The 21,909-nt window shown below is 73.2% G+C and carries 20 protein-coding genes and 1 tRNA gene; 16 read left to right on the top strand and 5 right to left on the bottom strand.

Going from position 1 to position 21,909, the window contains the following annotated elements:
* Together FF041_RS38795 and FF041_RS04070 are read left to right on the top strand one after the other, a co-directional pair.
* Positions 1-1,072 (top strand): (2Fe-2S)-binding protein (locus FF041_RS38795; RefSeq protein WP_228388018.1); only part of this gene is annotated, 1,072 nt, incomplete at its 5' end.
* Positions 1,069-3,384 (top strand): xanthine dehydrogenase family protein molybdopterin-binding subunit, encoded by a 2,316-nt coding sequence (locus FF041_RS04070; RefSeq protein ID WP_323391166.1) that lies wholly within the window; start codon positions 1,069-1,071, stop codon positions 3,382-3,384. The genes FF041_RS38795 and FF041_RS04070, both read left to right, overlap by 4 nt.
* A gap of 110 nt (positions 3,385-3,494) precedes the next feature.
* Here FF041_RS04070 and FF041_RS04075 read toward each other — a convergent pair whose 3' ends face one another.
* Positions 3,495-3,851 (bottom strand): hypothetical protein, encoded by a 357-nt coding sequence (locus FF041_RS04075; RefSeq protein ID WP_153521054.1) that lies wholly within the window; start codon positions 3,849-3,851, stop codon positions 3,495-3,497.
* A 75-nt stretch (positions 3,852-3,926) separates the two neighbouring features.
* Between FF041_RS04075 and FF041_RS04080 the strand changes: the two genes are divergently transcribed.
* The gene (locus tag FF041_RS04080; RefSeq protein ID WP_153521055.1) at positions 3,927-4,472 is read left to right on the top strand and encodes an AAA family ATPase; all 546 of its coding nucleotides are present in this window, start codon (positions 3,927-3,929) and stop codon (positions 4,470-4,472) included.
* Between the two features lie 343 nt (positions 4,473-4,815).
* Here FF041_RS04080 and FF041_RS04085 read toward each other — a convergent pair.
* Positions 4,816-4,887, bottom strand: a tRNA-Cys gene (locus tag FF041_RS04085).
* 171 nt (positions 4,888-5,058) lie between these two features.
* Here FF041_RS04085 and FF041_RS04090 point away from each other — a divergent pair.
* The 6 genes from FF041_RS04090 to FF041_RS04115 all read left to right on the top strand — a co-directional run bounded on the left by FF041_RS04090 (position 5,059) and on the right by FF041_RS04115 (position 11,061).
* Positions 5,059-6,534, top strand: coding sequence for an MFS transporter (locus FF041_RS04090; protein WP_153521056.1), 1,476 nt, complete (start codon positions 5,059-5,061; stop codon positions 6,532-6,534).
* Between the two features lie 32 nt (positions 6,535-6,566).
* Entirely contained in the window at positions 6,567-6,764 is a 198-nt protein-coding gene (locus tag FF041_RS04095; RefSeq protein ID WP_153521057.1) for an Arc family DNA-binding protein, read from the top strand.
* Positions 6,764-7,132: a type II toxin-antitoxin system death-on-curing family toxin gene (locus FF041_RS04100; protein WP_153521058.1), complete on the top strand. Its 369-nt coding sequence runs from the start codon at positions 6,764-6,766 to the stop codon at positions 7,130-7,132. Before FF041_RS04095 ends, FF041_RS04100 begins: the two co-directional genes overlap by 1 nt.
* A 167-nt stretch (positions 7,133-7,299) precedes the next feature.
* Complete coding sequence (locus FF041_RS04105) at positions 7,300-9,090, top strand: DEAD/DEAH box helicase (protein ID WP_323391167.1); 1,791 nt, start codon at positions 7,300-7,302, stop codon at positions 9,088-9,090.
* A 374-nt stretch (positions 9,091-9,464) separates the two neighbouring features.
* Positions 9,465-10,106 (top strand): IclR family transcriptional regulator, encoded by a 642-nt coding sequence (locus FF041_RS04110; RefSeq protein WP_323371945.1) that lies wholly within the window; start codon positions 9,465-9,467, stop codon positions 10,104-10,106.
* A gap of 166 nt (positions 10,107-10,272) precedes the next feature.
* Positions 10,273-11,061, top strand: coding sequence for a S16 family serine protease (locus tag FF041_RS04115; RefSeq protein WP_323391170.1), 789 nt, complete (start codon positions 10,273-10,275; stop codon positions 11,059-11,061).
* Between the two features lie 90 nt (positions 11,062-11,151).
* On the opposite strand, the gene FF041_RS04120 is transcribed toward FF041_RS04115, so the two are convergent.
* Positions 11,152-11,631, bottom strand: a complete 480-nt coding sequence (locus FF041_RS04120; RefSeq protein WP_153485097.1) for an Lrp/AsnC family transcriptional regulator — start codon at positions 11,629-11,631, stop codon at positions 11,152-11,154.
* A 122-nt stretch (positions 11,632-11,753) separates the two neighbouring features.
* On the opposite strand from FF041_RS04120, the gene hppD reads away from it, so the two are divergent.
* From hppD to FF041_RS04145, 5 genes are all read left to right on the top strand, one after another.
* Positions 11,754-12,899, top strand: coding sequence for a 4-hydroxyphenylpyruvate dioxygenase (gene hppD, locus FF041_RS04125; RefSeq protein WP_153521059.1), 1,146 nt, complete (start codon positions 11,754-11,756; stop codon positions 12,897-12,899).
* A gap of 88 nt (positions 12,900-12,987) precedes the next feature.
* Positions 12,988-13,707, top strand: a complete 720-nt coding sequence (locus tag FF041_RS04130) for a response regulator transcription factor (RefSeq protein WP_153521065.1) — start codon at positions 12,988-12,990, stop codon at positions 13,705-13,707.
* Complete coding sequence (locus FF041_RS04135) at positions 13,694-15,766, top strand: sensor histidine kinase (protein ID WP_407698105.1); 2,073 nt, start codon at positions 13,694-13,696, stop codon at positions 15,764-15,766. Before FF041_RS04130 ends, FF041_RS04135 begins: the two co-directional genes overlap by 14 nt.
* A 299-nt stretch (positions 15,767-16,065) precedes the next feature.
* Positions 16,066-16,602: a hypothetical protein gene (locus FF041_RS04140; protein WP_153521060.1), complete on the top strand. Its 537-nt coding sequence runs from the start codon at positions 16,066-16,068 to the stop codon at positions 16,600-16,602.
* Positions 16,603-16,707: 105 nt separating this feature from the next.
* Positions 16,708-17,364 (top strand): class F sortase, encoded by a 657-nt coding sequence (locus FF041_RS04145; protein ID WP_153521061.1) that lies wholly within the window; start codon positions 16,708-16,710, stop codon positions 17,362-17,364.
* A 249-nt stretch (positions 17,365-17,613) separates the two neighbouring features.
* Here the strand turns inward: FF041_RS04145 and FF041_RS04150 are convergent, their stop codons facing one another.
* Positions 17,614-19,068: a tetratricopeptide repeat protein gene (locus FF041_RS04150; RefSeq protein WP_153521062.1), complete on the bottom strand. Its 1,455-nt coding sequence runs from the start codon at positions 19,066-19,068 to the stop codon at positions 17,614-17,616.
* 107 nt (positions 19,069-19,175) lie between these two features.
* Between FF041_RS04150 and FF041_RS04155 the strand changes: the two genes are divergently transcribed.
* Entirely contained in the window at positions 19,176-20,543 is a 1,368-nt protein-coding gene (locus FF041_RS04155) for an FAD-binding oxidoreductase (protein WP_153521063.1), read from the top strand.
* Positions 20,544-20,663: 120 nt separating this feature from the next.
* Positions 20,664-21,044, top strand: coding sequence for a VOC family protein (locus FF041_RS04160; RefSeq protein WP_153485035.1), 381 nt, complete (start codon positions 20,664-20,666; stop codon positions 21,042-21,044).
* Positions 21,045-21,073: 29 nt separating this feature from the next.
* Here the strand turns inward: FF041_RS04160 and FF041_RS04165 are convergent, their stop codons facing one another.
* Positions 21,074-21,577 (bottom strand): SsgA family sporulation/cell division regulator, encoded by a 504-nt coding sequence (locus FF041_RS04165; protein WP_153521064.1) that lies wholly within the window; start codon positions 21,575-21,577, stop codon positions 21,074-21,076.
* Positions 21,578-21,909: the final 332 nt, after the last annotated feature.

Below are 21,909 nucleotides of genomic sequence, written 5' to 3' on the forward strand. Positions count from 1 at the left end.
GGAGACCGCCCCCGAGGAGGCCCCGGCCCAGGAGCACCCCGCCCCCGCTCCCGAGGCCCCCGCTGCCCCGGTGCCGGAGCTCACAGCCCCCGAGGCCGCCCCCGCCGGAGCCCTCTCGCCGGAGCCCCCGGCCGGGCCGCTCCAGGAGCCCGCCCAGCCTCAGGCCGACGCGCCCGGAACCGGCCCGGAGCCGGGCCCCGAGCCGGTCACCGGCACGGAGACCGTGCCCGCCACGGACCCGGACCCCCTCACCAGCGCGGAGCAGGCCGCCGCACCGCCGCAGGACGCCGACGCCCAGCCCGGCGCGGTCCCGGACGCGGTGTCCGCGCCCGCCCCCGTATCCGTACCCGCCGACCCGGCGCAGCCGCAGGACGCCGGCACCGGCACACAGCCCGCACCGACCGCCGACGCCGCGCCGGAGGCGGCGGCCGACCTCGGCCCCGCCGCCCCCCAGGAACACCCGCCCACCTCCTACGTCCTGCGCGTCAACGGCACCGACCGCCCCGTCACGGACGCCTGGATCGGCGAGTCGCTGCTCTACGTCCTCCGGGAGCGCCTCGGCCTCGCCGGAGCCAAGGACGGCTGCTCCCAGGGCGAGTGCGGCGCGTGCAACGTCCAGGTCGACGGGCGGCTCGTCGCCTCCTGCCTGGTCCCCGCCGCGACCACCGCCGGATCCGAGATCCGCACCGTCGAGGGCCTCGCCTCCGACGGCGAGCCCTCCGACGTCCAGCGCGCCCTGGCCGCCTGCGGAGCCGTCCAGTGCGGCTTCTGCATCCCCGGCATGGCCATGACCGTCCATGACCTTCTGGAGGGCAACCACCACCCCACCGAGCTGGAGGCCCGCCAGGCCCTCTGCGGCAACCTCTGCCGGTGCTCCGGCTACCGCGGAGTCCTCGACGCCGTACGGGAGGTGGCCGCCGCCCGCGAGGCGAGCGCCGCAGCCGCCGCCGAGGCCATGGGACCGGCCGGGCCGGCCCAGCCCGCGTCCCTGCCGGAGTCTCTGATTCCACACCAGGCGCCCCCCGGGGCCGGTAGTGTGCAGCCCCACCCGCACGACGGAGGCATGGCGTGACCAACGACGCGGCCACCACCGCGACGCCCCGGACGGCTCCCGTCCCCCGGCCCGAGCAGCCCGTCCACGGCCTCGGCGTCTCCCTGCCCCAGGCCGACGCCCGGGCCAAGACCGAGGGCACCTTCCCGTACGCGTCCGACCTCTGGGCCGAGGGGCTGCTCTGGGCGGCGATACTGCGCTCCCCGCACCCCCACGCCCGGATCACCGCCATCGACACCTCCGGCGCGCTGGAGATGGAGGGCGTCCGCGCGGTCGTCACCCATCAGGACATCCCGGGCGACACCTCCTACGGCAGAGGCATCGCCGACCGGCCCGTCTTCGCCTCCGATCTGGTGCGCCACCACGGCGAGGCCATCGCCGCCGTCGCCGCCGACCACCCCGACACCGCCCGGCTCGCCGCCGCCTCCATCACCGTCGAATACGAAGTGCTGGAGCCGGTCACCGACCCCGAGCAGTCCTTCGCCGCCGAACCGCTGCACCCGGACGGCAATCTGATCCGCCATATCCCGCTGCGCTACGGCGACCCCGACATCACCGGGGAGATCGTCGTCGAGGGCCTCTACCGCATCGGCCGCCAGGACCCCGCCCCCATCGGCGCGGAGGCGGGCCTCGCCGTGCCCCGCCCGGACGGCGGAGTCGAGCTGTACGTCGCCTCCACCGACCCGCACACCGACCGCGATCTCGCCGCCTCCTGCTTCGGACTGGAACCGGAACGGGTCAAGATCGTGGTCACCGGCGTCCCCGGCGCGACCGGCGACCGCGAGGACCCCGGCTTCCAGCTCCCGCTCGGACTGCTGGCGCTGAAGACGGGCTGCCCGGTCAAGCTGACGGCCACCCGCGAGGAGTCCTTCCTCGGCCACGCCCACCGCCATCCCACCCTGCTGCGCTACCGCCACCACGCCGACGGGGACGGCCGGCTGGTCAAGGTGGAGGCCCAGCTGCTGCTCGACGCGGGCGCGTACGCCGACGCCTCCTCCGAGTCGCTCGCCGCGGCGGTCGCCTTCGCCTGCGGCCCCTATGTGGTGCCGCACGCCTTCATCGAGGGCTGGGCCGTCCGCACCAACAACCCGCCGTCCGGCCATGTGCGGGGCGAGGGCGCCATGCAGGTCTGCGCCGCGTACGAGGCCCAGATGGACAAGCTCTCCGTCCGGCTCGGTCTCGACCCCACCGAACTCCGGCTGCGCAATGTGCTGGCGACCGGGGACATCCTGCCCACCGGCCAGACGGTGACCTGCCCGGCCCCGGTGGCCGAACTGCTCCAGGCCGTACGGGACTTCCCGCTGCCCCCGCTGCCCAAGGACTCGCCCGAGGACGACTGGCTGCTGCCGGGCGGCCCCGAGGGCGCGGGCGAGCCGGGCGCGGTGCGCCGGGGCGTCGGCTACGCCCTCGGCATGGTCCATATGCTCGGCGCGGAGGGCACCGACGAGGTCTCCACCGCCACGGTCAAGGTCCACGACGGCATCGCCACGGTCATCTGCGCGGCCGTCGAGACCGGCCAGGGCTTCACCACGCTCGCCCGTCAGATCGTCCAGGAGACCCTGGGCATCGAAGAGGTCCATGTCGCGGCCGTCGACACCGACCAGCCCCCGGCGGGCCCGGCGGCCCACGGCCGCCACACCTGGGTGTCGGGCGGCGCGGTCGAACGGGCCGCCAAGATGGTCCGTACGCAACTGCTCCAGCCGCTGGCGCATCAGTTCGGCATGTCGACCGAGCTGCTCCAGATCACCGACGGCAAGATCACCTCTTATGACGGGGTGCTCTCCACCACCGTGACGGAGGCGCTGGAGGGTAAGGAGCTGTGGGCCACCGCGCAGTGCCGCCCGCACCCCACCGAGCCGCTGGACGAGTCGGGGCAGGGCGACGCCTTCGTGGGCATGGCGTTCTGCGCCGTACGCGCGGTGGTGGACGTGGACATCGAGCTCGGCTCCATCCGGGTGGTCGAGATGGCGGTGGCGCAGGATGTGGGCCGGGTGCTCAACCCGGCCCAGCTCGCCGCCCGTATCGAGGCGGGCGTCACCCTCGGCGTGGGAACGGCCCTGACGGAGAATCTGCGCACCGCGCGCGGGGTCATCCGCCATCCGGATCTGACCGGATACGCGCTGCCGACCGCGCTGGACGCGCCGGACGTCCGGATCGTGAAGCTCGTGGAGGAACGGGACGTGGTCGCGCCCTTCGGCGCGAAGGCGGCGAGCGCGGCCCCCGTGGTCACCTCCCCGGCGGCCGTCGCGGCGGCGGTACGGGCGGCCACGGGCCGCCCCGTCAACCGGCTGCCGATCCGGCCCCAGGCAGCGGTGGCGGCCCCGGGCGTCTGACGCGAGGCGTCCGCCGGGCTCCCCCCCCCTCGGGCGGGGGATCACCCGGCGGGACCAGGGCCCGGAGCCCGGGGATCACTCGGCGGCGCGAGGCCCCCGGAGCCCGGGGATCACCCCGCGGGGCCTCCGGAGAGCGCCGTCACGCCCTCCGCCTGGAGGAGGAACAGCCGGGAGCCGTCCGACGTCAGCTTCAGCGACTTCGGGCTGCGCTGGGCATGCCGCCAGGCGGGTTTCCCGGTGAGCTTGTCGAGGGCCACCGCGTCGAACGAGGTGGCGTCCTTGCCCGAGACCTCGCAGACGAAGTCCCCCAGGATCTGCGGGGTGTAGCGGGAGGCCGCGCTGCCCGGGGTCTTCGGCGTCGAGCCGGGCGATGGGAGGGCCGGGCCGGGTCCGGGACGGATGTGGTCGTGCCGGTTCTGCCATCTGAAGCCCCCCGTGCCGTTCGTGACTGGCCCGAGCCTACTCACCCGGGGGCCGGCGGGGCTGTGGCCCCCGCGCTCAATTCAGGTGCCCGGGGCCGCGGACGGCGATAGCGTCGGCTCATGCCCGAGCCGCCGCCCTCCTCCGTCGTACTGATCACCGGGATCATGGCCGCCGGGAAGTCGACCGTCGCCCAGGCCCTGGCCGAACGGCTGCCGAAGGCGGCCCATGTCCGGGGGGACGTCTTCCGCCGGATGACGGTGTCGGGGCGGGTGGAGATGGGCTCCGGCGACGAGCGGGAGGCCATGGCGCAGCTGCGGCTGCGCCACCGGCTCTCCGCGCTGACCGCGGACGCGTACGCGGACGCGGGCTGGACGGCGGTGGTGCAGGACATCGTCATCGGCGAGGAGCTCTCCCGCTATGTCGCCGCCGTCCGCACCCGCCCGCTGTACGCGGTGGTGCTGGCTCCGTCGCCGTCCGCCGTCGCCGTCCGTGAGTCGGAGCGCCCGAAGACGGGGTACGCGCCGGGCGGCTGGACGGTCGACGCCCTGGACCGGGTGCTGCGCGAAGAGACTCCCCGGATCGGGCTCTGGCTGGATACGAGCGCTCAGTCGCCGGGGGAGACGGTGACTGAGCTCCTGGAGCGCTTGCCGGAGGCCCGCGTCTGAACGGGGGGCCTGGGTGCCGGTCTTGTGCGGGGGCCGGCGCTGTGGGGCCCTGGGGGGCGACTCCCGGGACCCATAGCGCCGGGCGTGTTCGGAGGCAGGCGCTGTACCGTCCCGGGGGCGACCCCTGGGATCCATGGCACCGTTCTTGTTCAGAGGCCGTGATCGGAATCGAACCGACGCTGTGCTGTCCCGGGGGGCGACCCCCGGACCCCCGGCGGGAGGGCCCGTCGAGCGCCGTTCTTGTTCAGAGGCCGTGATCGGAATCGAACCGACGCTGTGCTGTCCCGGGGGGCGACCCCCGGACCCCCAGCGGGAGGGCCCGTCGAGCGCCGGTCTTGCTCAGAGGCCGTGATCGGAATCGAACCGACCTAACTCGCTTTGCAGGCGAGTCCCTCAACCACTCGGGCACACGGCCGTGTGCTGCGACTGATCCGACCGTAGGCCGCCCCGCCCGCCCGCCTCAAGCGATCCGGGCACTCCGCAATACGACTGCCACACGCCGTTCACAGTCGTACGACCAAGGGACCACCCCGGGTCCCATCCGGCGACAGGGTTCATATTCAGCCAAGCCCCTTACTCTTGGCGCATGACCGCCCTGGAACCACGTGACGCCGAGGTCACGCAGCCGACCGCAGACCCCGACGCCGTACCCGCCGATCGGCGACCGCGGGACGAAGGGGTTCTCGGGCGGACCTACCGGGCGCTGAGCATCGGGATCATCGCCGTCGTCGTGCTGATCGCCTTCGAGGCCACCGCCGTCAACACCGCCATGCCCATCGCCGCGCGCGAGCTGAACGGCGTCGAGCTCTACGCCTTCGCCTTCTCCTCCTACTTCACCACCAGCCTCTTCGCCATGGTCCTCGCCGGGCAGTGGGCGGACCGGGACGGGCCGCTTCGGCCGCTCGCCACCGGGATCGCCACCTTCGGCGGCGGACTGCTGCTCTCCGGGGTCGCGTCCACGATGTGGGTCTTCATCGCGGGACGCGCCGTGCAGGGCCTCGGCGGCGGTCTGGTGATCGTGGCGCTGTACGTGGTGATCGGCCGCGCCTACCCGGAGCGGCTGCGGCCCGCCATCCTGGCCGCCTTCGCCGCGGCCTGGATGGTCCCCTCGGTCGTCGGCCCCCTCGGCGCCGGCACCGTCACCGAACAGCTGGGCTGGCGCTGGGTCTTTCTCGGCATCCCCACGCTCGTCGTCTTCCCGCTGGTGCTCGCGCTGCCCGCGATACGGCGGATGGCCGCCGGGCCCGCCGACCCGACCGCGCCACGCCAGGGCTTCGACCTCCGCCGGATCAGGTTCGCCCTCGGTATCGCGCTGGGCTCGGCGCTGATCCAGTACGCCGCCCAGGACCTGCGCTGGTTCTCGCTGCTGCCCGCCGTCGTGGGCGCGGCCGTGCTGGTGCCCTCGGTGCTCGCGCTGCTGCCCAGCGGCACCTACCGCGCGGCGCGCGGGCTGCCCTCCGTCGTGCTGCTGCGGGGCATGGCCGCCGGATCGTTCGTCGCGGCGGAGATCTTCATCCCGCTGATGCTGGTCACCCAGCGCGGGCTGTCGCCGACGATGGCCGGGCTCTCCCTGGCGGTGGGCGGCGCGACCTGGGCGCTCGGCTCGTACCTCCAGTCCCGGCCGCGGATGGCCCCCCACCGGGAGCGGCTGATGGCGCTGGGGATGGTCCTCTCCGCGGGCGCGATAGCGAGCGCGCCGACCGTGCTCATCGACGCGGTGCCGGTGTGGATCGTGGGCGTCGCCTGGGGCGTCGGCTGCTTCGGTCTGGGCATGGTGATCGCCTCGACGAGTGTGATGCTGCTCAAGCTCTCCGCGCCGGAGGAGGCGGGCGCGAACTCCGCCGCCCTCCAGATCTCGGACGGCCTCTCCAACGCCATCCTGCTGGCCGCGGGCGGGGCCGCCTTCGCCGCGCTCGGCGGCGGTTCCATCGCCGGACACAGCGCAGCCGCCGCCGGGGAGTCGAACCCGGTCGCCTTCGCCGCGGTGTTCCTGCCGATGGCGCTGGTGGCGCTGGCGGGGGCCTGGGTGGTGACCCGGCTGAAGGTGCGGGAATCTCACTGACACTGGATGGTACCGCGTGGTACCGTCACATCATGGTTGCTCTCAACGTCAGATTCACCGAGGAAGAGCTCACCGCCCTGCGCGAGCGCGCCGAGGCGGAGGGCCGGAGCATGCAGTCCTTCGCGCACGACGCCGTCGTCAGAGCCATAAACGAACACTCGCGGCTGTTCAACGAGGCCGCCGAGCACGTCCTGAAGGCCAGCGAGGAGCTGAACCGGAGGCTCGCCTGATGCAGTACCTCACCCTTCCCGAGCTGCTCAACCTCGCTGAGCGCCTCGGGGCCGCCGAAGTGCGCGACTACGGTCTGCTCGACTCGGCGCTGGCCCGTCCCCAGGCGAGCGTCTTCGGGCAGGACGCCTACCCGGATGTCTGGCAGAAGGCCGCCGCGCTGATGGAGTCGATCGCCCGCAATCACGCGCTCGTCGACGGCAACAAGCGGCTCGCCTGGTATGCGACCTGGGTCTTTCTCCATATGAACGGTCACCCGCTGGATGCCGCCTTCGACGTGGACGCCGCGGAACAGTTCGTGCTCGACGTCTGCCAGGGCGCGCTCGACGTACCGAAGACCGCCGCGCAGCTGCCCCGATTCGCCCGCTGAGGCGCGGCCGGAGCGACGGGCCGGGGACGCGGGGTGAGGCCCTCCTGTGAAGCGGGTCTCACCCCCCGCCCCCTCCGCCCCGTACGGCCCGGAGGGGGACGGTCGCACCGGTAGGGTGGCCCGGTTGTCATACCCGTTCTGACCGGACCAGCGCCGAACCGGAGACCGTGACTACTACCGCCTCCCCCTCCCACCACCTCTCCCCCGCCTTCCCCGGCCGCGCCCCCTGGGGCACCGCCGGAAAGCTGCGCGCCTGGCAGCAGGGGGCCATGGAGAGATACATCCAGGAACAGCCCCGCGACTTCCTCGCCGTCGCAACGCCCGGGGCGGGCAAGACCACCTTCGCCCTCACCCTCGCCTCCTGGCTGCTGCACCACCATGTCGTCCAGCAGGTGACCGTCGTCGCGCCGACCGAGCATCTGAAGAAGCAGTGGGCCGCCGCCGCCGCGCGGGTCGGGATCAAGCTCGACCCGGAGTACAGCGCGGGCCCGCTCAGCAAGGAGTACCACGGCGTCGCCGTCACCTACGCCGGTGTCGGGGTACGGCCCATGCTCCACCGCAACCGCTGTGAGCAGCGGAAGACCCTGGTCATCCTCGACGAGATCCATCACGCCGGCGACTCCAAGTCCTGGGGCGAGGCATGTCTCGAAGCCTTCGACCCGGCGACCCGGCGGCTCACCCTGACCGGTACGCCCTTCCGCTCCGACACCAACCCCATCCCCTTCGTGACCTACGAGGAGGGCAACGACGGAATCCGCCGGTCCGCCGCCGACTACACCTACGGCTACGGCAACGCGCTCGGCGACGGAGTCGTCCGGCCCGTGATCTTCCTCAGCTACAGCGGCAATATGCGCTGGCGCACCAAGGCCGGCGACGAGATCGCCGCCCGGCTCGGCGAGCCGATGACCAAGGACGCCGTCTCCCAGGCGTGGCGGACCGCGCTCGACGCGCGCGGCGAGTGGATGCCCAATGTGCTGCGCGCCGCCGATCAGCGGCTCACCGAGGTCAGAAAGTCGATCCCGGACGCGGGCGGTCTGGTCATCGCCTCCGACCAGGACTCCGCGCGGTCGTACGCCAAGCTGATCCGCGAGATCACCGGCACGAAGGCGACCGTCGTCCTCTCCGACGACACCGGGGCCTCGAAGCGCATCGACGAGTTCAGCGAGAACACCGACCGCTGGATGGTCGCCGTCCGGATGGTGTCCGAGGGCGTCGACGTGCCCCGGCTCGCGGTCGGGGTGTACGCCACCACGATCTCGACGCCCCTGTTCTTCGCGCAGGCGGTCGGCCGGTTCGTGCGGTCGCGGCGGCGCGGCGAGACCGCGTCCGTCTTTCTGCCGACCATCCCCATGCTGCTCGGCTTCGCCAATGAGATGGAGGTCGAGCGCGATCATGTGCTCGACCGGCCGAAGAAGGACGGCGAGGACGACCCGTACGCCGAGTCCGAGAAGGAGCTGGACGAGGCCAACCGGGAACAGGACGAGGACACGGGGGAGCAGGACCAGCTGCCCTTCGAGGCCCTGGAGTCCGACGCCGTCTTCGACCGGGTCATGTACAACGGGGCCGAGTTCGGGATGCAGGCCCACCCCGGGAGCGAGGAGGAGCAGGACTACCTCGGCATCCCCGGACTCCTCGAACCCGACCAGGTGCAGATGCTGCTCCAGAAGCGGCAGGCCCGGCAGATCGCCCACAGCCGCAAACGGCCCGACACCGAGGCCGATCTGCTGGAGCTGCCCGCCGAACGGCGGCCCGTGGTCTCCCACAAGGAACTCCTCGAACTGCGCAAGCAGTTGAACACGATGGTCGGCGCGTACGTCCACCAGAGCGGCAAGCCGCACGGGGTCGTCCACACCGAGCTGCGGCGGGTCTGCGGCGGGCCGCCGAGCGCCGAGGCGACGGCCGGGCAGATCCGGGAGCGGATCAAGAAGGTCCAGGAGTGGGCCACCCGGATGCGCTGATCCGGCTCAGGCGACGCGCCCGGTCCCTTCCGGTGACGCGCTCGGCCATGCTCAGGCGATGCGCCCGGCCCCTCTCCGGCGACGCGCACGACCCCCTTCGTGAAAGCGCCCGGTCCCTGGAATCAGCCTCCGGGACCGGGCGCTTTTCGGCCCGAATCACGGGTTGACGCCCGGATTCTGGACGAGCCCTTCCGCTGAGCGGACCGGATCGATACTGTCCCGGGCAACGCAAACGCCCCGTGGCAGAGCCGCCGCGGAGCCGAGCCGGTCTGCCATGGCCTGCCGGCGGTCTCAGGGGGGCGGCGCCGACGGGACCGGCGCCGCGGGCAACACCATGAGAGTCCGCCGTCACTCACTCCGAAGGAGAGGGCGTCGTGACCGCGGAGACCTCCCAGACGCTCGACCGGGGACTGCGTGTCCTCAAACTGCTCGCCGACACCGACCACGGACTGACCGTCACCGAGCTGTCCAACAGACTCGGGGTCAACCGGACCGTCGTCTACCGGTTGCTCGCCACCCTGGAACAGCACGCTCTCGTCCGCCGCGATCTGGGCGGGCGGGCCAGAGTCGGGCTCGGGGTGCTGCGCCTGGGCCGCCAGGTGCATCCGCTGGTGCGCGAGGCCGCGATGCCCGCGCTCCGCTCGCTCGCGGAGGACATCGGCGCGACCGCTCATCTCACCCTGGTGGACGGGGCCGAGGCGCTGGCCGTCGCGGTGGTCGAGCCGACCTGGACCGACTATCACGTCGCCTACCGGGCCGGGTTCCGGCATCCGCTGGACCGGGGAGCCGCCGGCAAGGCGATACTCTCCGCCCGCCAGGGCAGCGCGGACGACCCCGGATACACCCTGACCCATGGCGAGCTGGAGGCGGGCGCGAGCGGCGCCGCCGCCGCGCTGGTGGGGGTGACGGGGATCGAGGGCAGCGTGGGCGTGGTGATGCTCGCGGACTCGGTCCCGGAGCGGGTGGGCCGCCGGGTGATGGAAGCGGCCCGGGAGGTCGCCGACGCCCTCCGCTGAGACCCGGCGCTCGTGAGACCTGGCTCGCGTGAGACCTGGCTCGCGTGCGCCCGGCTCGCGTGAGGCCGGGTGAGGTCATCATGAGGTCATCACGGCGGCGGGCCCCTGACCGTCCAGTGCGCGGGTGCGGGCTCCCCGGCGTCCGCGCCACGGATAGATTGGGCCCGTGCTCTCCCGTCTCACGCGCACCCGCGCCCTCCTCCTCAGCGCCCTCCCCGTCGCGGCCCTCCTCGCCGCCGCCGGGTTCGCGCCCCTGCCGTACGTCATCGCCCAGCCGGGTGACACCGCCGATGTACTCGGCGAGCACAAGGGCACCCCCGTCATCTCCATCGCGGGTGCGCCCGTCCGCGAGACGACGGGAGCGCTCCGGATGACCACCATCTTCGCGACCGGCCCGGAAGCCGACGTGGATCTCGGCGATGTGACCGACAGCTGGTTCCGCGACGACCGCGCGGTCCTGCCCCGTGACTCCGTCTACCCGGCGGGCCAGTCCACGAAGGAGGTCGCCGAGCACAATCTCGCGGACATGGCGGAGTCCCAGCACGACGCGACCCGGGCCGCGCTCTCCTACCTCGGCGAGGACCCGGAGAAGGTCAAGGTCACCCTGCGGCTCGCCGATGTCGGCGGCCCCAGCGCCGGGCTGCTCTTCTCCCTCGGAATCGTGGACAAACTCGACGGCAACGGCTCCGGAGGCGATCTCACCGGGGGCCGGAACGTCGCCGGTACGGGGACGATCACCGCGGACGGCGAGATCGGCGCGGTCGGCGGAGTCGCGCTGAAGACCCAGGCCGCCGAGCGCGACGGGGCGACCGTCTTCCTGGTGCCGAAGGGGGAGTGCGCGGACGCCGAGGCCGGAGCGGGCGACGGTCTGCGGCTGATCCCCGTCACCACGCTGAAGGGCGCGGTGGACTCGCTCCGGGCGCTGGACGAGGGCGGGAAGGTCCCCTCCTGCTGACCCGGGCTGGGCGCCTCCCGCTGACCCCGGCGAGCTCCTCCCGCTGACCCGGGGCCTCAGCCGTCCCCCTGCCCCGGGCCGGACCCCGCCTCAGCAACCCTCCGTATCCCCGGCGGCCTGTTCCACCAGCGGGATGATCCGCAGCGGCACCGGGTTCTCCATGACGATCGCCGTGGACGCCCGGACGATCCCCTCGAAGCCCACCACCCGGTCGATCACCCGCTGGAGATCGGCGTTGGAGCGGGCCACCAGCCGGCAGAGCATGTCCCCGTGCCCGGTGGTGGTGTGGAGCTCCAGCACCTCGGGCACGGTGGTCAGATGGGCCCGTACGTCCGCGCCCTGCCCCTGCTTGATCTCCAGCGTGGCGAACGCCGTCACCGGATAGCCGAGCGCCGCCGGATCCACCTCCGGACCGAAGCCCCTGATGACCCCCTGGGAGCGCAGCCGGTCCAGCCGCGCCTGGACGGTGCCCCGCGCCACCCCGAGCCGCCGGGACGCCTCCAGCACCCCTATCCGGGGCTCCCGCGCCAGCAGCACGATCAGACGGCCGTCCAGATGATCGATCGCCATGAGGATCTCCCGAGTGGTCATGATGTACAGAAAGTCTCACCATGGTGGAGTAGCACTATGCATATTGCCCAGTGATGTGACGAACTATTGCGCAGCTTGTGGAACGGTAGGAGCCTGCCGATATGACTGAGACAATCGATCACCACCTGACCACCGCGCGCGAGGCCGACCCCTTCCCGGTGAAGGGAATGGACGCGGTCGTCTTCGCCGTCGGCAATGCCAAGCAGGCCGCGCATTTCTACTCCACGGCCTTCGGCATGAAGCTCGTCGCCTACTCCGGACCGGAGAACGGCAGCCGGGAGACGGCGAGTTATGTGCTGGAGAACGGATCCGCCCGGTTCGTTCTCACCTCCGTCATCAAGGAATCCACCCCCTGGGGCCGCTTCCTCGCCGACCATGTCGCCGTGCACGGCGACGGCGTCGTGGATCTGTCCATCGAGGTCCCGGACGCCCGCGCCGCCTATGAGTACGCCGTCGAGCACGGCGCGCGCGGCGTCACCGAGCCATATGAGCTCAAGGACGAGTACGGCACGGTGGTGCTGGCCGCCATCGCCGCATACGGCGAGACCCGCCACACCCTGGTCGACCGCTCCGGATACGACGGCCCCTACCTCCCGGGCTATGTCGCCGCCGCCCCCCTCGTCGAGCCGCCCGCCAAACGGACCTTCCAGGCCATCGACCACTGCGTGGGCAATGTGGAACTCGGCCATATGAACGAATGGGTCGGTTTCTACAACAAGGTCATGGGCTTCACCAACATGAAGGAGTTCGTGGGCGACGACATCGCCACCGAGTACTCCGCCCTGATGTCGAAGGTCGTCGCGGACGGCACCCGCAAGGTGAAGTTCCCCATCAACGAGCCCGCGATCGCGAAGAAGAAGTCCCAGATCGACGAGTATCTGGAGTTCTACGGCAGCGCGGGCGTCCAGCACATCGCGCTCGCGACCAACGACATCGTCGCGACCGTACGGGCCATGCGCGCGGCCGGAGTCGCCTTCCTGGACACCCCCGACTCGTACTACGACACCCTCGGCGACTGGGCGGGCGAGACCCGGGTGCCGGTGGAGACCCTGCGCGAGCTGAAGATCCTGGTCGACCGCGACGAGGACGGCTATCTGCTCCAGATCTTCACCAAGCCGGTGCAGGACCGGCCGACCGTCTTCTTCGAGATGATCGAACGCCATGGCTCCATGGGCTTCGGCAAGGGCAACTTCAAGGCGCTCTTCGAAGCCATCGAGCGCGAGCAGGCCAAGCGCGGAAACCTCTGACGACGACGGCGGGGCCGCCCGGGAACGGCCCCGCCCGGCCCTGTGCCCGGGGCCGCTGCCTACGATCGACTCCGTGTGCGCACAAGTGATGATCGCCGAGGACGACGAGAAGCAGGCCGAGCTGGTCCGCCGCTATCTCGAACGGGAGGGGCACGGCGTCACCCTCGTACGGGACGGCCGGGCCGCCATCGAGGCCGTCCGGCACCGGCCCCCGGATCTGCTCGTCCTCGATGTGATGATGCCGAAGGCCGACGGCCTGGATGTGCTGCGCATCCTGCGCGCCGAGGAGTACGAGCTTCCGGTGCTGATGCTCACCGCCCGCTCCACCGAGGACGATCTGCTGCTCGGCCTCGACCTCGGGGCCGACGACTACATGACCAAGCCCTACAGCCCGCGTGAGCTGATGGCCCGGGTCCGCACCCTGCTGCGCCGCTCCCGGGGAGCCGCCAAGGGCACGGCCGGACCCCAGGCCGACGACGCGGTGCTCACCGTGGGCGCTCTCGCCGTCGACCCGGAGCGGCACGAGGTCAGCGTCGACGGCGTACGCGTCGACTGCACGCCCGGCGAGTTCCGCATCCTCGCCGCGCTGGCCGCCGAGCCCGGCCGGGTCTTCACCCGGCAGCGGCTCCTGGAGGAACTCCACGGCTTCGCCCGCTACATAGGCGACCGGACCGTGGACGTCCATGTCATGAACCTCCGTAAGAAGATCGAGCCCGCGCCCCGGCGGCCGGTGCGGCTGCTCACCGTCTTCGGCGTCGGCTACAAGCTGGCGGACCCCGCGAAGGAGACCGGCCGTGCACGGCCGTGAACCCGGGCCCGAGGGGCTCCCCGAGCAGCTCCCGGAGCGGCTTCCCGAGCGGCTTCCCCGGCGGCGCGGGCGGAGGCTGCCGCTGCGGAAGAGCCTGCTGGGCCGGCTGCTGGCGGTCTCCGCGCTGGTGGCGTTCTGCTCGGTGGCGGCCACCGCCTGGCTGGCCGTGCAGACCACGTCGGGGGCGATCGAGGAGCAGCAGGGCCAGAACCTCAGCGACGGCGCCCGTATCTACGACCGGCTGCGCGAGCACGCCGCGACCCGCCCCGACTGGGACGGCGTCGAACGGACCGTACGGGAGCTCGCCGCCCGCTACGACCGACGGATCGCGCTGACGACCGAGGACCACCGCACCCTGGCGGACTCCGCCAGGGTGCCGGGGGACGGCCCGGCGGACTCCCCGCCGCCCGCCCTGCCGCCGGAGGCGTCCGCCGTCGTCGACCCGCTCGCCTCCGACACCGCCCTGGACCTCGAACCCCAGGGCGGCGGCGGGGACGCCAAGGCCCGGATCGATCCGCGCGCGGTCGGGCCGTTCCGGGTCACCGGAAGCGAACGCACCGGCCTGGAGCGGCGGGCCGAACGCGCCGTGGACTGCCTCAAGGGGTACGGGGTGGCCGCCGACGTCGTGCGGACCCCGAGCGGACGGCCGCGTATCCAGATCGTCGGCGAGAGCGACGACGATCTGGCCGAGGGCCTCCGCTGCGGGCTCGCCGAGCTCGCCGAGCCCACCCCCACGGAGGCCAAGGCGCTCGCCGCGCTCAACAGGCTCTCCGACGCCTGTCTGAAGCGGACCGGCCATGACCCCGTCCGGCTGAACCTGGATCTGTCCTGGGCCCGGCAGGGAGTGCGGAAGCCGTCCGCGGCCGTCGAACCGCGGACCACCGTACTGCTCCCCGGGCCTTCCCCGAGCGCCGAGCCCGCCGAGCCAGCCGAGCTCGGCTTCGGCGACAGCACCGTGGACCGGGCGGTCGCGAGCTGTGTGGACACCGCCCGCAGAGAGCAGCTCAGCCCCCATGTCTCGCCCGCCGCGCTGCTGTTCATCGGCGACGCCGACGGAACGCCCGCCTCGGGCTTCGATCTCTCCGCCGAGAACACCGCCCGGATCGTGGGCGTGGCCGCCCTGGTGCTCGCGCTGACCGTGGGGGCCACCCTGCTCGCCGCCACCCGGCTGGTCCGGCCGCTGCACGCGCTCACCGGCGCGGCCCAGCGGATGAAGGACGGCGAGCGGTCCGAGCCGGTGCCGGTCACCGCGGACAACGAGATCGGGCGGCTGGCCGCCGCGTTCAACGACATGGCCGCGCACCGTGCCCGGCTGGAGACCCAGCGGCGGGCCATGGTCAGCGATGTGGCTCATGAGCTGCGCACCCCGCTGAGCAATATCCGGGGCTGGCTGGAGGGGGCCCAGGACGGCATCGCCGAGCCGGACGAGGCGTTCGTCTCCTCGCTGCTGGAGGAGGCCGTACAGCTCCAGCACATCATCGACGACCTCCAGGATCTGGCCGAGTCGGACGCGGGAGCGCTGCGACTGCACCCCGGGCCCGTCGCCGTGGCCGAACTCCTCGGCCAGGTGGCCGCCGCCCAGCAGGCCAGGGCCGAGACGGCGGGCGTCGCCCTGCGGGTCCGGGCGGCGGACGGGCTGCCTCCGCTGACCGCCGACCCGGTGCGGCTGCGGCAGGCGGTGGGCAATCTGGTCTCCAACGCCGTACGCCACACCCCGCCCGGCGGGACGGTCACCCTGAGGGCGTACGACAGCGGGGAGCGGCCCGGTCAGTGGCTCGCGGTGGCCGTCGCCGACACGGGGGAGGGGATCACGGCGGAGAATCTGCCGCATGTCTTCGACCGCTTCTGGCGGGCGGAGAAGTCGCGGAACCGGCGGATGGGCGGGAGCGGCCTGGGGCTCGCGATCGTACGGAATCTGACGGAAGCCCACGGCGGGACGGTGACGGCGGCGAGCGAGCCGGGGAAGGGCGCCGAGTTCACCCTCCGGCTCCCGGTACGGCCCGGCCCGCTCGCGGACCGGGACGCGGGTCCGGGGCCGGGCCCGGGGGGTGTGCGGTAGGGCGGGGCCGGGGCGTCGCTCCACGGCGCTCGCGGACCGGGACCGGGACGCGGGTCCGGGGCCGGCGGGCGTGCGGTAGCGCCGCAGCGGGTTCGCAGCGGGTTCGCGGCGGCTGCCCCGGGGCCGCCGGGCCCCGTATCGCGGCGGGGCCCGGACCCCGGGCGGGCCGGGGCTGATACGCGCACCACAGCGAGCTGACAGGTTCTTCATAACTCCACGCCAGCCTGACGGACATGCCGGAACGCGATCGCGACGCCGTCCCGGCAGCCCCGAACCCCAGCTGGAATGGAGCCCTTCTGATGAAGCGTCGATTCACCCCGCGTGCCCTCCTGGTCGCCGCCGCCGCGGCGGCAGTGGTGGCCCTCCCGGCGGGCGGCGCGTTCGCCGACTCGTCGCCGTCGCCGGTGAAGCCGGGCGCCGAGCGGCCTTCGGCGTCGGCCACCGCCACGCCCGAGCGGACCGCCGAGCCCGCTGCACCGGGCAAGGCCGTGGTCGTCCCGCGTGGCGGAGTCGCCGCCGGAGGCAAGCCGGCCCCCGCGCCGGCCCCTGTCGTCGAGGTCAAGGGCGACGGCAAGAGCAAGGCCGTGCTCATCCCGCGCGGCGGAGTCGCCGCCGGAGAAAAGCCCGCCCCCGCGCCGGCCCCCGTCGTCGAGCTCAAGGGCGACGGCGAGTCCAAGGGCGCCGTCCGGGTCATCCCGCGCGGCGGAGTCGCCGCCGGCGAGCGGCCCGTGGAGAGCGGCGGGACCTCCGGCGTCCTCGCCGGATCGGCCATCGCCTTCGGGCTCCTCGCCGGCGCAGGCGGCTTCGTGCTCCGCCGCCGCACCACCGCCGGCTGACCGGCCCGCAGCCGGCTGAGGCCGCTGCCCAGGACCCGCGGCGGTCCCCCTCCCCGGAGGGCCGTCGCGGCCCCGGTCCCGCCCTTCCCCGCCCCTGGAGCCCCGATGACCCCTGTGAGAACCGTGAACCGCCGCCCCGCCGCCCTCCCCGCGCTCGTCTGCCTCGCCCTCGCGCTCGCCCTCACCGGTTGCTCCGCCGAATCGGCCCCCCAGGCCGAGGACCACGGCCCGGCCGGGACGAGCGCCGCCGCACCGGAGGAGGGAGCCACCGCACCCGGGGGAGCCACCGCCTCCCGGGACAAGGGCGGTAAGACGGTCCCGGCCCCCGTCCGGGTGACGATCCCCTCCATCGGCGTGGACAGCGAGCTGATGCGCCTCGGCCTCAACAAGGACCGCACGGTCGAGGTCCCGCCCGCCGAGAAGGGCATGACGGCGGGCTGGTACACCGGTGCGGCCGTCCCCGGCGAGCGCGGCGCCGCCGTGATCATCGGCCATAACGACACCCGGTACGGCGCCGCCGTCTTCCACGATCTGCGGAAGGTCGGCAAGGGCGCGGAGATCACCGTACGCAACGCCGCGGGCGGCACCGCCCGCTTCAAGGTCACCGGCACCGAGACCGTCAGCAAGAAGGCGTTCCCGAGCCAGAGGGTCTACGGCCAGCCGGTCAACGGCCGTGAGCTGCGCCTGATCACCTGCGACGGAGAGTTCGACAAGGACGGTCACACGGTGGACAACCTCATCGTCTACGCCAAGCGCGGCTGAACCGCCCGTGCGGGATGCGGCGGTTCGCCGTCCCCGGCCCGGGCGCGGCACGCGGCGGACCGGACCGACGCCCTCACCTCGGGCTTACCCCCGCGCGGCACCCGGCGGACCGACGCCCATCACCTCCGGGCGTACCCCGTCCGCGCGGTGCCCGGCGGTTCGTCGTCCCTCGTCCCCGGGCGTACCCCGTCCGCGCGGCATGCGGCGGATCGCGTACCCCGCCGCGCGGCCCCCGGCGGACCGACACCCTCACCCGCTCCCCGCCCCCTGCCGCACACCCATGCTCCCGGAACCTGCCGTGCCGCTCCTCCCCTCCCGGATCACCGTCCCCGCCGTCCTCCCCGGGCCGCCCGTCGGCGGATCCCCCAGCGCCGCCATCGCGGCCCGCGCCCGGGGAGCCAGCAGCGGTGAGAAGTGCGGATTGACCCGCAGCGCCTGCCCGATGTTCCGGCGTGCCGCCCCGTACCTCCCGAGCGCCCGCTCGATCTCGCCCCGGTGGTACGAGAACAGCGGGTCGCGCGGACTCTCCTTCATCGCCCGCCGGGCGTACGGCAGCGCCTCCTTCGCCCGCCCCGCCCGCAGCAGCGCCCACCCCAGCGCGTCCGCCGCCGCCATGCTGTGCCGCCCCCGCTCCCACTCCTCCGTCAGCCGCCGCACCGCCTCCTGCGGATCGCCGTGGTCCGCCTCGTACCGACCGAGCAGCAGCTCCTGGTTCACCCCGCCCGCCGCCGCCTGCGCCGCCGAGGCGAGCACCCGCTCGTACGCGGCCTCGGCCTCCTCGTTCGCCCCCAGCGACTCATACAGCTCGGCCTCCTCCAGCGCGTACTCGGGCACCGCACGCCCCCTTTGCGCCGCCTGGTAGTCGCGGAACGCCTCATCCGTACGGTCGAGGGCCGCCAGCGCCCGCGCCCGCGCCGCCAGCGCCCCGGGGTGGCCGGGGACGAGCTTCAGCGCCGCGTCATAGGAGCCGGCCGCCTCGGCGGGCTCGCCGCGGTCCCAGGCGAGATCGCCGAGCAGCACCAGGGCCGCCGCCCGCTCCATCGGGCCCTCGGCCGCGGCAGCCGCGTCATACGCCGTCGCCGCCGCGTCCTCGCGCCAGCCGCGCTCGCGGTAGATCCGCGCGGCCAGCGCCCGCGACTGCGGCCCCGAGTACAGCGCCGTCAGCTTCTCCAGCGTCGTGCCCACGGACTTGTAGTCGCCGATCCCCCGGTACGCGTCGAGCAGCGCCCGGTGCACCGTCCACCGCCGGGGCCGCTGCTTCAGCGCCTGCTCGGCGAATGCGCGGGCGCTCATATGGTCCTGGCGCGCATGGGCCAGCGCCGAGAGCCCGAGCAGCGCCTCCGTGTTGCCCTCGGCGGCGGGCAGCGCCTTCAGCGAGCGCTGCAGCGCGCTCTCCGCCCTGGGCAGGGCGGCCCAGTCCGCGAAGGCGGCGGCGCGCTGGGCGTACGCGGTCCCCAGCACCGCCCACGACTCCTCGTCCTCCGGGCGGCTGCGCAGCCACCGCTCCCGCTCCCCGATCAGCGCGGTCAGCTCCGCCGCCGTGGCCGGAGCGCCCGCCGCTGCCGCCGCCACGGCCCGTGCGGCGGGTCCCGGGGCGGGCCGGGGCGGTTCGGGGGCGCGCGGCAGCAGTGCGATCACCCCGCCGGCCAGCGTCGCGGCGACCAGTGTCCCGACCGCGGCGTTCTTCAACAGTTCCGTGCCCATGGGCTCACTGTGCGTCAGCAGGCAGTCCATATGAAGAATGCGCCCGGCCCTGTGAAGCGGAACGCCGACGGGTTCACACCGATGGCCCCGGGTGCGACGCTGGGATCATGGACGATCTCCTCGAACGGCTGCGTGCCGCACTGCCCGCCGAAGCCGTGATCACCGACCCGGATGTGATGGTCTCCTACGGCCGGGACATGGCGAGCTTCTGCGCGGCCGGTCTCCCGGCGGTCGTCGTCCTGCCGCGCACGGTCGAGCAGGTCCAGGCGGTGATGCGGACGGCCACGGCCCTGCGCGTCCCCGTCGTCCCGCAGGGCGCGCGTACGGGGCTGTCCGGCGCGGCCAACGCCTCGGACGGCTGCATCGTGCTCTCGCTGGTCAAGATGGACCGGATTCTGGAGATCAACCCCGTCGACCGGATCGCCGTCGTCGAACCGGGAGTGATCAACGCGGTGCTCTCCCGCGCGGCCCACGAGCACGGGCTCGACTATCCGCCCGACCCCTCCAGCTGGGAGAGCTGCACCATCGGCGGGAACATCGGCACGGCGTCCGGGGGGCTGTGCTGTGTGAAGTACGGGGTGACCGCGGAGTACGTCCTCGGTCTGGACGTCGTCCTCGCGGACGGCCGGCTGCTGACGACGGGCCGCCGCACCGCCAAGGGCGTCGCCGGATACGACCTCACCCGGCTGTTCGTCGGCTCCGAGGGCAGCCTCGGCATCGTGGTCAAGGCGGTGCTCGGACTGCGCCCCAGGCCGCCCGCGCAGCTGGTCCTCGCGGCCGAGTTCGACTCGGCGGCGGCGGCCTGTGACGCGGTCTGCGCGATCATGGAGCGCGGCCACACCCCGTCGCTGCTGGAGCTGATGGACGGTACGACCGTACGGGCGGTGAACGCCATGGCGAACATGGGCCTGCCCGACACCACGGAGGCCCTGCTGCTCGCGGCGTTCGACACCGCCGACCCGGCGGCCGATCTGGCGGCGGTGGGCGAGCTCTGCCGGGCGGCCGGCGCGAGCGAGGTGGTCCCGGCGGACGACGCCGCCGAGTCGGAGCTGCTGCTCCAGGCGCGCAGACTGGCCCTTCCCGCGCTGGAGACCGTACGGACGGCGACGATGATCGACGATGTCTGCGTGCCGCGCTCGCGGCTGGGCGCGATGATCGAGGGGACGGCGGCGATCGCCGACAAGCACGGGCTGACGATCGGGGTCTGCGCCCACGCGGGCGACGGCAATACGCATCCGGTGGTCTGCTTCGACCACCAGGACGCGGACGAATCGCGGCGGGCGCTGGAGTCGTTCGACGAGATCATGGCGCTGGGGCTGGAGCTGGGCGGCACCATCACCGGCGAACACGGCGTCGGAACGCTGAAGAAGGAGTGGCTGGCGAGGGAACTGGGTCCGGTGGGGCTGGAGTTGCAACGCGGCATCAAGCGCACCTTCGACCCGCTGAACCTGCTGAACCCGGGCAAGCTGTTCTGACGGGCCAGGGCCCGCCGCAGCCCACGACCTAAGTCGAACGCCCGATGGCCCGGCCCCGGACCGTCCTCCTACGGTGAGAACAGCGGAGCAGACGAGAAGAAGGACGCTGAAGGAGGAGCCATGCCGGCCCGACTGGACCACACGATCGTCCACAGCCGCGACCGCTTCGCGGGCGCGCGATTCCTCGCCGAGCTGATCGGGGAGCCGGAGCCCAAGCCGTTCGGACCGTTCGCCAGCCTGCCGCTGGCGGGCGGGGTGACCCTCGACTACCTGGACGCGGACGGGGACATCGTCCCGCAGCACCTGGCCTTTCTGGTCTCGGAAGAGGAATTCGACGGCGTATTCGGCAGAATCACGGAACGCGAACTGCCGTACTGGGCGGGGCCGGAACGGAACGGGCCCCAGGAGATCAACCACAACTTCGGCGGACGCGGGGTCTATATCGAGGACCCGGACGGCCACTCGCTGGAGTTCATCACGCATACCTATGTGATCGGCTGATCGGCTGATCGGCTGATCGACGGATTCGATCAGGAGTCGCCGTCCGAGGGCTCGTCGGCGGGCCGGCCGGGCTCCTCCCCGCGGGCGGGGAAGTGCCCCCTGGCCCAGAGCCGTCCCGCCTGCCGGGGCGAGAGCAGCTCGGCGAGGCCGCCGTCCAGATCGAGCCGCCCGCTCTCGGCCCCCGGCGGAACCACCCGCAGCGTCCGCTCCAGCCAGGCCGACACCACGGCGGCGGACGCCTCCAGCAGCGCGTCCCCGTCCGGCGAGCTCAGCGCCATCAGCACCACGCTCCGCCCCTCGGCCTTGGTCGGCCAGATCCGTACGTCCCCGTGTCCGCAGGGCCGGAACACCCCCTCCACCAGCAGCTCACGGGCGAAGGTCCAGGTGACCGGGGACTCGGAGCCGATATGGAAGGTGACATGCACGGCGAACGGGTCGTCGGTGCGGTAGACGAGACGGGCGGGGACGGGGATGCCGCGCTCCGGCGACAGCACCAGCTTCAGTTCCAGTTCGCGCTCGACCACGGAGTACATCAGGGCCCTCTTTCCTGGTACGGACCGGGCCCCGGACGGGCCCTCGCCGGATGAGAGCGGGCGGGCGCGCAGCTATGACGCGACTTTCGGCAGAAATTTTCTGTGATCTTTCGATGACCGGATGGACGGCCCGCCGGCCGCCGCCGGTGCGCCACGCCGGTGCGCCACGCCGCCGTCCCGGCCGCCCGGCCGTCGCCCAAGCGGGTGGAGCTCACACCGGCCCCGCCCGCTCCCGACCGGCCTCCCCGGGCGGGCGTCCCGGCCCGGGGACCGGCCCGCCGACGGGCGAGCGGAACCTACCCGGATAGTGGTCGTTACAGCTGGACGGGCCC

It is taken from the genome of Streptomyces jumonjinensis (assembly GCF_009600885.1).
Taxonomy (GTDB): domain Bacteria; phylum Actinomycetota; class Actinomycetes; order Streptomycetales; family Streptomycetaceae; genus Streptomyces; species Streptomyces jumonjinensis.

Coding starts and splice junctions, on each gene's coding strand:
- FF041_RS04080 (WP_153521055.1), top strand. CDS start 3,927: ATGCCCGAGCCGCCGCCCTCCTCCGTCGTACTGATCACCGGGATCATG.
- FF041_RS04090 (WP_153521056.1), top strand. CDS start 5,059: ATGACCGCCCTGGAACCACGTGACGCCGAGGTCACGCAGCCGACCGCA.
- FF041_RS04095 (WP_153521057.1), top strand. CDS start 6,567: ATGGTTGCTCTCAACGTCAGATTCACCGAGGAAGAGCTCACCGCCCTG.
- FF041_RS04100 (WP_153521058.1), top strand. CDS start 6,764: ATGCAGTACCTCACCCTTCCCGAGCTGCTCAACCTCGCTGAGCGCCTC.
- FF041_RS04120 (WP_153485097.1), bottom strand. CDS start 11,631: ATGGCGATCGATCATCTGGACGGCCGTCTGATCGTGCTGCTGGCGCGG.
- hppD (WP_153521059.1), top strand. CDS start 11,754: ATGACTGAGACAATCGATCACCACCTGACCACCGCGCGCGAGGCCGAC.
- FF041_RS04130 (WP_153521065.1), top strand. CDS start 12,988: ATGATCGCCGAGGACGACGAGAAGCAGGCCGAGCTGGTCCGCCGCTAT.
- FF041_RS04140 (WP_153521060.1), top strand. CDS start 16,066: ATGAAGCGTCGATTCACCCCGCGTGCCCTCCTGGTCGCCGCCGCCGCG.
- FF041_RS04145 (WP_153521061.1), top strand. CDS start 16,708: ATGACCCCTGTGAGAACCGTGAACCGCCGCCCCGCCGCCCTCCCCGCG.
- FF041_RS04150 (WP_153521062.1), bottom strand. CDS start 19,068: ATGGGCACGGAACTGTTGAAGAACGCCGCGGTCGGGACACTGGTCGCC.
- FF041_RS04155 (WP_153521063.1), top strand. CDS start 19,176: ATGGACGATCTCCTCGAACGGCTGCGTGCCGCACTGCCCGCCGAAGCC.
- FF041_RS04160 (WP_153485035.1), top strand. CDS start 20,664: ATGCCGGCCCGACTGGACCACACGATCGTCCACAGCCGCGACCGCTTC.
- FF041_RS04165 (WP_153521064.1), bottom strand. CDS start 21,577: ATGTACTCCGTGGTCGAGCGCGAACTGGAACTGAAGCTGGTGCTGTCG.